10 protein-coding genes are annotated in these 10,942 nt (G+C 58.7%); 1 reads left to right on the top strand and 9 read right to left on the bottom strand.

The genetic code is table 11. From position 1 onward, the window contains the following. The first annotated feature begins 169 nt into the window (after window positions 1–169). The gene (locus tag NIM86_RS03070; RefSeq protein ID WP_253379009.1) at window positions 170–1,495 is read left to right on the top strand and encodes a sugar transferase; all 1,326 of its coding nucleotides are present in this window, start codon (window positions 170–172) and stop codon (window positions 1,493–1,495) included. A 54-nt stretch (window positions 1,496–1,549) separates the two neighbouring features. Here NIM86_RS03070 and NIM86_RS03065 read toward each other — a convergent pair whose 3' ends face one another. Genes NIM86_RS03065 through NIM86_RS03025 form a run of 9 tightly spaced genes read right to left on the bottom strand, consistent with a single transcriptional unit; the run spans window position 1,550 to window position 10,857 of the window. Beyond that, window positions 1,550–2,233, bottom strand: coding sequence for an HAD family hydrolase (locus NIM86_RS03065; RefSeq protein WP_253379008.1), 684 nt, complete (start codon window positions 2,231–2,233; stop codon window positions 1,550–1,552). After that, window positions 2,230–2,886, bottom strand: a complete 657-nt coding sequence (gph, locus tag NIM86_RS03060; RefSeq protein WP_253379006.1) for a phosphoglycolate phosphatase — start codon at window positions 2,884–2,886, stop codon at window positions 2,230–2,232. Before gph ends, NIM86_RS03065 begins: the two co-directional genes overlap by 4 nt. 49 nt (window positions 2,887–2,935) lie before the next feature. Then, complete coding sequence (rpe, locus tag NIM86_RS03055) at window positions 2,936–3,640, bottom strand: ribulose-phosphate 3-epimerase (RefSeq protein WP_253379004.1); 705 nt, start codon at window positions 3,638–3,640, stop codon at window positions 2,936–2,938. 41 nt (window positions 3,641–3,681) lie between these two features. Further along, window positions 3,682–4,731 carry a class II fructose-bisphosphate aldolase gene (fba, locus tag NIM86_RS03050; RefSeq protein ID WP_253379002.1) on the bottom strand — a complete coding sequence of 350 codons (1,050 nt, stop codon included), beginning with the start codon at window positions 4,729–4,731 and terminating at the stop codon, window positions 3,682–3,684. 3 nt (window positions 4,732–4,734) lie between these two features. Further along, window positions 4,735–5,940 (bottom strand): phosphoglycerate kinase, encoded by a 1,206-nt coding sequence (gene pgk / locus NIM86_RS03045; protein WP_253379000.1) that lies wholly within the window; start codon window positions 5,938–5,940, stop codon window positions 4,735–4,737. Beyond that, a complete protein-coding gene (gene gap, locus NIM86_RS03040; protein ID WP_253378998.1) occupies window positions 5,937–6,944 on the bottom strand; it encodes a type I glyceraldehyde-3-phosphate dehydrogenase in 1,008 nt (335 codons plus the stop codon). The genes pgk and gap overlap by 4 nt, the downstream gene beginning before the upstream one ends. A 32-nt stretch (window positions 6,945–6,976) precedes the next feature. Continuing rightward, window positions 6,977–8,953 carry a transketolase gene (gene tkt, locus NIM86_RS03035; protein ID WP_253378996.1) on the bottom strand — a complete coding sequence of 659 codons (1,977 nt, stop codon included), beginning with the start codon at window positions 8,951–8,953 and terminating at the stop codon, window positions 6,977–6,979. 16 nt (window positions 8,954–8,969) lie between these two features. After that, window positions 8,970–9,848 carry a phosphoribulokinase gene (locus NIM86_RS03030; RefSeq protein ID WP_253378994.1) on the bottom strand — a complete coding sequence of 293 codons (879 nt, stop codon included), beginning with the start codon at window positions 9,846–9,848 and terminating at the stop codon, window positions 8,970–8,972. Window positions 9,849–9,852: 4 nt separating this feature from the next. Further along, a complete protein-coding gene (locus NIM86_RS03025) occupies window positions 9,853–10,857 on the bottom strand; it encodes a class 1 fructose-bisphosphatase (protein ID WP_253378992.1) in 1,005 nt (334 codons plus the stop codon). Between the last annotated feature and the right edge of the window lie 85 nt (window positions 10,858–10,942).

The following is a 10,942-nucleotide window of genomic DNA, read 5'->3' as shown; positions in this document are numbered from 1 at the left end:
AATGCAGACGCCAGGGCAAATTGGTGTACTTGCGTGCCTAACAAACGTCAGCGTATGAAGCTTTGTGCTTAAGTCACCGACTTTAGCCACAATTAATATTTATCCTTTAGCAACGAAAAATTAACTATGTGGCCCTAGCTTCGCGACACGGGCTGCCAAAAGGTTGACTATGACACCAGTGTCAGCATTTACCCACGCGACCTTTGATCTCAAGGAAGGATCTAAAACGCAGAAGCGGCTTTTTTATCCATTTTTCTCGCGTCTACGGTTTCAACTTGCCAGCGGGCTATTCGTTTGCAGCCTCTTGCCGGCAATTATTCGCAGTGGTGGGGCGCTAGATCGATATATCCAAACTGAAAATGGTTTAAACACACTTCTCATTACATCTATCTGCGTTGGCGTTGGTGTGTGGGCGCTCCGGCGATTGGGACGCTTGCCGGGCGCTGAGCCCATCTATTATGTATTGCCGATTTTTTCAGCCGTTTACGCGATTGCGGCGGTTGGTCTTTTGTTGTTGCGTTTAGATTACGGTCGTTTTGCGTTTATCGGCAGTTATGGACTCTCAATTTCGTGGTTTATCTTTTTGCAGCTAGCGGCGTCTCGCAGTGCGTTTACACGATTAGCTGTGTTGCCCGATGTCGATTTGACGATGCATATGCGACGCCGCGATCGAATTGAGTGGATCCGGCTAAAAAATCCCAATCAAAATCTACCGAATGTAAGCGGTATAGTTGCTGACCTCAGGGCGGACCTTTCGGACGACTGGCTGAATTTCATCACCGATTGCACGCTTTCTGGAAAGCCTGTTTTTCATATCAAGCAGGTTCGGGAAGCGCTGACTGGCCGTGTCGAAATAGAGCATCTATCCGAAAATACATTTGGATCGCTATCCCCGGATGGACTTTACCTGAGATTGAAAAGCTTAGGGGAGCGATTTTTTGCCCTTTTGCTGATCGCCGTTTTGGCGCCAATTCTGATTGTCATCGGGATAGTTATTAGGCTGGATTCAAAGGGCGCTGCCATATTTCGTCAGGAACGGGCAGGTTTTCGAGGCAAGCCGTTTGTCATGTACAAATTTCGGACGATGCTTGCTCATCCGCCGTCATCGGATTTGCGAGAGGCTGCAATGACAGCAGATCGTGATCCGCGGATCACACGAGTCGGTCAGTTTCTGCGGCGTACGCGTATCGACGAGTTGCCGCAGCTTTTCAACGTTTTGAAGGGCGAGATGAGTATTATAGGGCCGCGACCGGAAGCCCAAATCTTATCGGATTGGTACACGGCAGAGCTACCGTTCTACCGCTACCGTCATATTGTTAAGCCCGGTCTAACTGGTTGGGCTCAGGTTTCTCAGGGGCATGTCGCGGATGCGGACCAGGTGCTGGAGAAATTGCACTACGACTTTTACTACATCAAAAATATATCGCTCTGGCTTGATCTCGTCATCATTGTGAGAACAATTCGAACGATGCTGACGGGGTTCGGGGCGAAATAGCTCTGATCGATTTTCAATTTACGCCGGTTTATTCTGCAAATCGCGCTTTGGCCACTATAGCGATAGCAGTGGCGGTAGGTTTTGGGCTCCAAGCGAAGATACAACCCAGTCTGCCGAGCTGAAGTCCTGATGCGATGTGAAGGCGGAAGGCGTCACCACAGTCCGAAGGCCGGCGGCTTTCGCCGATCTCAGGCCGTTTTCGCTGTCCTCGAAAGCGATGGCCTTGTCGGCGGAAAGGCCGAGCCGCGAAAGAACCAGAAGATAGACATCCGGCGCAGGTTTTTTGGCCTCGACCTCATCGCCAGCCGCGACCGCATCGAAAATTTCCCCGGCCGGCAAACCCCAGCAGCACTGACACAGCGCCTCGACATTGGCGCCGCTTGTCGTGGTCGCGATGGCAGTCTTCAGCCCCGCATTGCGAGCTTTCTCGATGAGCGTCTTTACGCCTGCCCGTAACGGCAGAGCGCCCTTCGACAGGATTGCTGCGTAGCGATCCGTCTTCTGACTATGCATGAGCCGGATTTCGGCATCGTCCGGCTCGCTCCTGCCGTTGATATCACGGAAGTGCCGCATCCGCTCCTTGCCGCCCGTCACTTCCAGCAACCGTGTATAGTCATGGATGCTCCAGTGCCAATCCAGACCGTACTGCTCGAAAATGGCATTGAAGGCCTGGCGATGGGCTTCTTCGGTCTCGGCAAGCGTACCATCGACATCGAAAATGAGGGCTTCAACGCTCATTTCGATTGCGTCAGAATCGTCGCGACCGCTTCGTCCAACCCGGCGTAATCCGAGATTGTGACGTTATAGGGCATCTGTTCGACGGTGGTCTTGCGATATCCTTCAGTGAACAGCACGAACGGCACCTCGGCGCGTGCTGCCGTTTCAGCATCCACTTCGCTGTCGCCTACATAGATGCGCGGCCCATCCGGCAGGGCATCGAAAGCGGCATGGAGCGGTGCGGGGTCGGGCTTGTGCGTCGGAAGGCTGTCGCCGCCCCACACCGTTGCGAAATAGTCCAGCAGGTCGAGATGCCTCAACACCGCGCGGCAGGGCGCGATCGGCTTGTTGGTGCAAACGCCCAGAGAATGGCCCGCCGCGATCAGCCGTTCCAGCGCGTCCGCAACTCCAGGATATGGAATCGTCAGGTGCACGGCATCGCCGTAGCTGTTTATGAAGGCCTGTTTCAGCCGGTCCTGTTCGGTGTCCGGAATGTTGCGCGCCTTGCGCATCTTCTCGATGAAGACACCGATCCCGTCGCCGATGAATTCTCTGGTTTGCTCCAGAGTGATCGGAGCGCGACCTTCGCCCCCAAGGATGGTATTCGCCATCTGACGAATATCCGGGGCGCTATCGATCAGCGTGCCATCGAGGTCGAAAACGATACGGGCCATTCGTCAGGCGTCTTTCATTTGGAGGGATGGGCTGGCGCGGAGTAGCGGCTCAGCGATTGAACGGATAGGGGTTCGATGCCTCGGCTGCCTCGCGGATAGCACGAATATTGTCTCCGTAAACCGATGGATTTTGCACCGATCCGCCTCGGAACACGCCGGAGCCGGCAACGAGCACGTCGGCGCCGGCTTCCCGGACGACAGGCGCGGTTTTCGGATCGACTCCACCGTCGATTTCGATATGTGTCTCGCGATCGCCGATCATCTCGCGCAGCCGGCGTATCTTGTCGGTCATGTCGAGAAAACTCTGGCCGCCGAAACCGGGGTTCACGGTCATCACGCAGACCAGATCGACGAGGTCCAGTAGATGGGCCACGGCTTCCGCCGGCGTGCCAGGATTGAGCGCGACCCCGGCCTTCATACCGGCGCCGCGAATAGCCTGAAGCGTCCGGTGAATATGAGGACCGGCCTCGACATGCGCCGTGAGGATATCCGCACCGGCATCGGCGTAAGCGTCGATATAAGGGTCGACCGGCGCGATCATGAGGTGGACGTCCATCACGGTCTTAACGTGGCGGCGGAATGCTTTGACGGCGGGCGGCCCGAAGGTCAGGTTCGGCACGAAGTGCCCGTCCATCACGTCGACATGAACCCAGTCCGCGCCCTGGGATTCCACGGCCTCGATCTCCCTGCCGAAATCGGCGAAATCCGCCGATAGGATCGAAGGGGCGATCTTGACGTCACGATTGAATTCCATGTGCTGGTCCTCCAGGGCCGGTCAGTGGCGAGTGTCTGGCGTTACAGCGAACCGTCGCTGTAACGACGCGCCATATCGTCGAGCGGAATAGGGTCGATCTTGCTGGCCATACCCGCCGCGCCGAACGCTTCGTAACGGCCCTTACAGAGCGACTTCAATTCGTCCATCGCAGGAAGCATGAACTTGCGCGGATCGAATTCGCGCGCATTGCTCTTGGCCACCTTTCGCATCTGTCCCGTAATCGCCATGCGAAGATCCGTGTCGATATTGACCTTCCGCACGCCATGCTTGATGCCGCGCACGATCTCCTCGACAGGCACGCCGTAGGTTTGCGGCATTTCGCCGCCATTCTCGTTGATAAGATCCTGCAGCTGCTGCGGCACGGAAGACGATCCGTGCATCACCAGATGCACATGAGGGATTTTTTCGTGGATGGCGGCGATCTGATCCATGGCAAGAATATCGCCGGTCGGCTTGCGGCTGAACTTGTAGGCGCCATGCGACGTGCCGCAGGCAATAGCGAGCGCGTCGACCTTGGTCTTGGAGACAAAATCCTTGGCCTGATCGGGATCGGTCAGCAACATGTCCATGGACAGTTTGCCTTCCGCGCCCGATCCATCTTCCTCCGAAGCTTCGCCGGTCTCCAGGCTTCCCAGCACGCCGAGTTCGCCTTCGACCGATGCGCCCACCCAATGGGCCATCTCCGCGACACGCCGGCTGATATCGACATTATACTCATACGATGCCGGCGTTTTCATATCCGCCAGCAGCGATCCATCCATCATGACCGAGGTGAAGCCCTGCTGCAGGGCGGTTAGGCAGGTCGCTTCATTGTTGCCATGGTCCTGATGAAGCACGACCGGGATGTTCGGAAACATTTCGACGAGCGCGGTGACGATATGACGCAGCATCACGTCGCCGGCATAGGAGCGCGCCCCCCGGCTGGCCTGCAGGATGACCGGAGCGTCGCTGGCATCGGCCGCCTGCATGATTGCGACGCCCTGTTCCATATTGTTGATGTTGAAGGCCGGCACGCCATAGCTGTTTTCTGCAGCGTGATCGAGCAACTGTCTCAGAGTAACGAATGCCATGTGTTATGCCTTTTCGCTCTGGCGCGTCAGCGCCGCGATGCCTGGAAGCGTGCGTCCCTCCAGCCATTCAAGAAACGCGCCCCCGGCTGAGGACACATAGGTGAAGTCGTTGGCGACGCCGGCGCTGTTAAGCGCGGCGACCGTGTCGCCCCCGCCAGCCACGCTGACGGTGTTGCCGCTTTGGGTAAGTTCTGCAGCTTTCCTCGCCAGCGCGTTGGTCGCGGTATCGAAAGGCGGCATCTCAAACGCGCCAAGCGGGCCGTTCCAAAGAATCGTCTTCGCCTGGCTGAGAACCTCGGAGAACGCCTCCACGGCGTCCGGGCCGGCATCGAGGATCATTGCATCGTCTGGGCAGGCGTCAGCCGGTACAATTTGCCGGTCGGCGCCGGCGCGGAATTCCCGGGCGACCGCGCAGTCGGACTGCACATGGATGGTGCATCCAGATTTTTCGGCTGCAGCGCGAATCTCCGCAACCGTGTCGATCTGATCGGCTTCATGCAGCGACTTGCCCATGGGAGCGCCGTCGGCGAACAGAAACGTATTCGCCATGCCGCCGCCGACGATCACGTGATCGACCTTCTGGACGAGGTTTTTCAGGACAGCGATCTTGGTCGAAACCTTTGCGCCGCTGACAATGGCGACAGAAGGTCGTTCGGGCGCTTCGAGAGCGGATTGCAGGGCATTCAGCTCTTCCAGCAGCAACGGCCCGGCGAATGCAGGCATCATGTGGGCCAGCGCCTCGGTCGAGGCATGAGCGCGATGTGACACCGAGAAGGCGTCGTTTACATAGCAGTCGCCCAGTTGTGCGAGTGCGGAAGCGAAGTCGGTATCGTTGACGGTTTCACCCGCCTCGAAGCGGAGATTTTCGACAAGCAGAACCTTGCCGTTGCGCAGACAGTCGGCCGCCTCCTGTGCTTCAGGCCCAAAGGCCGACGAAATGAAGTCGACCTCGGTGCCCAACGCTTCGCGAAGCGCAGGCAGAAGTTTTTCGACCGAAAACTCAGCGTTTTGGCCACCCGGCCTCGGTCGGCCGAAATGGGTGAGCACGACCAGTTGCGCGCCCTCAGCCAATAAAGGTTTCATCCCCTGAGCGAAACGCTCGATACGGGTCCCGTCGGTGATGCGCCCATTGTCCATGGGCACGTTCAGATCGGCGCGCACCAGAAGGCGTTTGCCACTGACTGGCTGGTCGGTGATCGCCGAGATCACAGCAATTCTCCCATTGCGACGGCTGTATCGGCCATGCGGTTGGAGAAGCCCCATTCATTGTCGTACCAGGAAAGGATCGAACAGAACGTACCGTCCATCACCTTGGTCTGGTCCATATGGAAGATCGACGAATGCGGATTGTGGTTGAAGTCGATGGAGACATTCGGCGCATCGGTAAACGACAGAACGCCCTTCAGATCGCCATTGGCCGCATTGCGGATCGCATCGTTGATCTCATCGACGCTGGTCGATTTGCCAGCGATGAACTTCAGATCCACCACCGAGACATTCGGCGTCGGCACCCGCATGGCGAAGCCGTCGAGCTTGCCGTTCAGTTCCGGCAGAACCAGGCCGACCGCCTTGGCCGCGCCGGTCGAGGTCGGGATCATGCTCATCGCCGCGGCGCGGGCGCGGTAGAGATCCTTGTGCATCGTGTCCAGCGTCGGCTGGTCGCCCGTATAGGAGTGGATCGTCGTCATCATGCCCTTTTCGATGCCGATGACATCGTTCAGCACCTTGGCGACCGGCGACAGGCAGTTGGTCGTGCAGGACGCGTTGGAGACGACCAGATCGTCCTTGGTCAGCGTGTCGTGATTGACGCCGTAGACGATGGTCTTGTCGGCGCCCGAGGCCGGTGCGGAGACCAGCACGCGCTTGGCGCCGGCATCCAGATGCATCGACGCCTTCTCCTTGGCGGTGAAGATGCCCGTGCACTCCATCACCACATCGACGTCCAGTTCGCCCCAGGGGAGTTCGCTTGGATTGCGAAGCGCAGTGACCTTGATCGGTCCGCGTCCGATATCGATGCTGTCTTTGCCGGTCTCGACGGTTCCGGGAAAACGGCCGTGAATGGAGTCGAACCGGATTAGATGGGCATTGGTATCGACCGGGCCGAGATCGTTGATCGCGGCGACTTCAATGTCGGTGCGACCCGATTCCACGATAGCGCGAAGCACATTTCGCCCGATACGGCCGAAGCCGTTTATAGCAACACGAACAGTCATAGGATCCGCTTTCTATTGAGTAGTTTTACGTTTCAGATCAGATCGAGAGCGGTTTTCACCACCGCTTCCGCCGTGATTCCGAAATGCTGGTAGAGGTCGGGAGCGGGAGCCGAAGCGCCAAAGCCGGTCATGCCGATAAACCCGTCTTCAGGCCGTAAAATCTCGTCCCAACCGGCGCGAAGCGCTGCTTCGATTCCAATTCTGGGAGCATCGCCCAGAACCGCGCGGCGATAGCCTTCCGGCTGTTCCGCAAAAAGCTCGAATGAGGGAGCCGAGACGACGGTGGCCGCTATTCCTTTATCTGCCAGCATGTCTGCGGCGTTGAGCGCGATTTCCACTTCCGAACCGGTGGCGATCAACGTCAACTGATTATCGCCTTCGGCGGGTCTCAGCACGTACGCGCCTTTTGCAGTCAGATTATCCTTGCTCGCTTCCGCCCGCACCGCCGGCAGACCCTGACGAGAGAGGGCGAGCAGGACCGGGGTCTTCGACGAATTGACCGCCAGTTCCCATGCCTCCGCCGTCTCCATCGCGTCACAGGGCCGAAGGACCGTCAGGTTCGGAATGGCGCGCAGCGAGGCTAGCGTTTCGACCGGCTGATGGGTCGGCCCGTCCTCGCCGAGACCGATGGAGTCGTGGGTCATCACGAATGTCGTCGGCACACCCATCAGCGCCGCAAGCCGGATCGCGGGCCGGGCATAGTCGGCGAAGACCAGAAACGTTCCGCCATAAGGGTGGAAAAGGCCTGACAATGCGATGCCGTTCATCGCGGCGCACATGCCGAACTCGCGGATACCGTAATGGATGTAGCGGCCGGAGAAATCGCCCGCACTGACAGGCTGAAGGCCTTTGGTATGGGTGAGATTCGAACCGGTCAGGTCGGCAGAGCCGCCAATGGTGAAATCCAGCGCGACGTTGACCACTTCAAGCGCCATTTGACTGGCCTTCCGCGTGGCGACCTTCGGCATGTCTTCAGCCAATTTTGCCTTGTAGGCAGCCATGGCTTCGGCGAGAGGCGCTGTGTCACGCTCCAGATGGGCCTGAAGCGAGCCATTCTGATCGGACGCAGCGCAGCGCTCGCGCCATTGCCCATGGGCGTCCGCTCCTCGGAGAGCAATCTCCCGCCAGTCGGCGTAAACCGCGTCGGGAATGTCGAAGGGCTCGTGACTCCACTCGATATGTTTGCGGGTGGCGGCGATCTCGTCGTCGCCCAAGGGTGCGCCGTGAACGTCGTGGCTGCCCTGTTTACCCGGCGCGCCGAACCCGATGATCGTGCGGCAGGCGATAAGCGAAGGCCGCGGATCGTTGCGCGCTTCCTCGATGGCCGCGGCGATCTGTCCCCGGTCGTGACCATCGACCGACAGAACGTGCCAGCCCGCAGCGGCGAAACGCTGTTTCTGATCCATCGAAGTCGACAGATCCGTGTCGCCATCGATGGTGATGCGGTTGTCGTCCCAGCAGACGATCAGATGACCGAGTTTGAGATGGCCGGCCAGATCGATGGCTTCATGGCTGATGCCTTCCATGAGGCAGCCATCGCCAGCGATCGTGTATGTGAAATAGTCGATGAGATCGCCGAACCTGGCATTTCCCAGCCTCTCCGACAACGCCATGCCGACAGCGGTCGCGAGCCCCTGACCGAGAGGTCCGGTCGTAACCTCGACGCCCTTCGCGTGACCATATTCAGGGTGGCCCGCCGTACGGCTGTGAAATTGCCGGAAACTGCGCAGCTGATCGATATCCATATCGTCATAGCCGAGCAGGTGATTGATTGCGTAGAGCAGCATCGACCCATGTCCGGCCGACAGCACGAAGCGATCCCGGTTGGCCCAGCCCGGCGCGGCTGGATCGATTTTGATGAAGCGGTTGAACAGGACCGTCGCGACGTCGGCCATGCCCATCGGCATGCCGGGATGACCGGAATTGGCAGCCTGTACCGCATCCATCGCCAATGCGCGAATGGCGTTCGCCATGCTGCGTTCGTCTGCGGATTTCATGGGAGCATTCATCAGAGGAATCCTTCCTTTACGCGCGCTGTTTGCGGCCGATCGTGACAAGGCGTTCGATGAGTGGCGTGAGGATGAGCTGCATCGCCAGATCGAGCTTGTTGCCCGGCACGACAATGGAATTGGCGCGGCTCATCCAGGAACCGGCGACCATTGAGGTCAGATAGGGGAAGTCGATCCCGCGCGGATTTTTGAACCGGATAACGATCAGGCTCTCATCTGGTGTCGGAATCCACCGGGCGACGAACGGGTTGGACGTGTCCACCATCGGCACGCGCTGAAAGTTGATGTCGGTTTCCGTAAATTGCGGGCAGATGCAGTGCACATAGGCGTGCATGCGCCGCAGGATGACATCGGTCACGGCCTCGGTCGTGTAGCCCCGCGACTCCCGGTCGCGATGGATCTTCTGGATCCACTCCAGATTGATGACCGGCACGACACCGATCTTGAGGTCGGCGAGCGCTGGCAGATCGACGTCGTCATTGACGACCGAACCGTGAAGCCCTTCGTAGAAGAGAAGGTCGGAACCTTCCGGGAAGGGGGTCCATGCTGTGAATTCGCCTGGCGGCACGCCAGTCGCCTCAGACTCTTCGGCGTCGTGCACATAGGTGCGCGTCAGGCCCGTGCCGGATTCTCCGTATTCACGAAAGACCCGCTCCAACTCCTTAAGTTCGTTGGCCTCGTAAGAAAAGTGCGAGAAGGTGTAATCGTTTTCCGCGTAGCGACGTTCCAGTTCGGCACGCATTTCCGCGCGATTGTAACGGTGAAACGCATCGCCTTCGATCGAAACGGCGTCGATGCCCTCACGACGGAAAATCTGCTCGAATGTCTTTTTGACGGTGGACGTGCCGGCGCCGGACGAACCAGTGACGCTGATGATGGGATGTCTCGCGCTCAAAGCCCTAACTCCTGAATAGTCCGCGGGTGCCGAACAGGGCGGAGGTCTCCTCCCCCGGCAGCTCGTGATAGGTGGTGACGCGGGCGACCTTGTTTGCCGATCCAAAAACCAGCGGAGAGCGCGCGTGCAGGGTGTCGGGAACCTGGTCGAGAATGGTCTCGATTCCGTTGGTCGCAGTGCCTTTGGCCTGCTCGATCAGCATCGCGATCGGCGCACATTCATAGACATAACGGAGCCGCCCGCGCTCATAACCGGGCCGTGCATCGCTGGGGTAGAGAAAGATGCCGCCACGCGTCAGGATGCGATGCGTTTCCGCCACGAGCGAAGCGATCCAGCGCATGTTGAAGTCTTGCCCGGCAGGACCGGCGCTGCCCGCGACGCGGTCGTCGACATAGGCGCGGATCGGCGCGCTCCAGTGACGGTAATTCGACGCGTTGATGGCGTATTCGGTCGAGTCCCGCGGAATTTCGACGGGGCTGTCGATGCGTGAATAGCCTCCCGTCTGCGGATCGAGCACATATTTCAGAACGCCACTTCCAAGGGTGACCATCAAGACGCATTGCGGCCCGAAGATCACGTAGCCGGAGGCGACCATTTCACGCCCCGGACGCAGGAAACTGGCGTCCGGATGATCGGCCGCCGGGTAAATCCCGAAAATTGTGCCGATCGAAACATTCGTGTCGATATTGGAGGAGCCATCGAGCGGATCGATCGCGACGGCGAAAGGCGCGTCGGGGTTAAACGTGACGACCTCGTCCTGCTCTTCCGAAGCATAGTGACGGACATGTCCATTGGACAGCGCCGCCATGAAGGCCTCGTCGGCAATGACGTCGAGAGCTTTCTGTGCATCGCCACCGAAATTGGTGCCGGTCGCTCCTGCGAGATCTTCGTCAATGCCGCCGCGTGCGATGCGGCGGGCGATGTCTGCCGCCACTGTCGCGATCTGCGAAATCACAGAGACAAGCCTGTCGTCAGCGCCTTCCGGCACGTTGTTAAGCACGTGTGTCATGTGCCCTCCTCCCTCGATCCGGAACTTGTCTGCGAACATGGTTTTATGCAATTTAATTATTAAGAAGGAAAATTAGGAAAAATCG

Origin of the sequence: Notoacmeibacter sp. MSK16QG-6 (assembly GCF_024158145.1) — a bacterium.
In the GTDB taxonomy this organism is placed as follows: Bacteria; Pseudomonadota; Alphaproteobacteria; order Rhizobiales; family Rhizobiaceae; genus Notoacmeibacter.
This window is presented reverse-complemented; position numbering and strand designations above follow the sequence as displayed.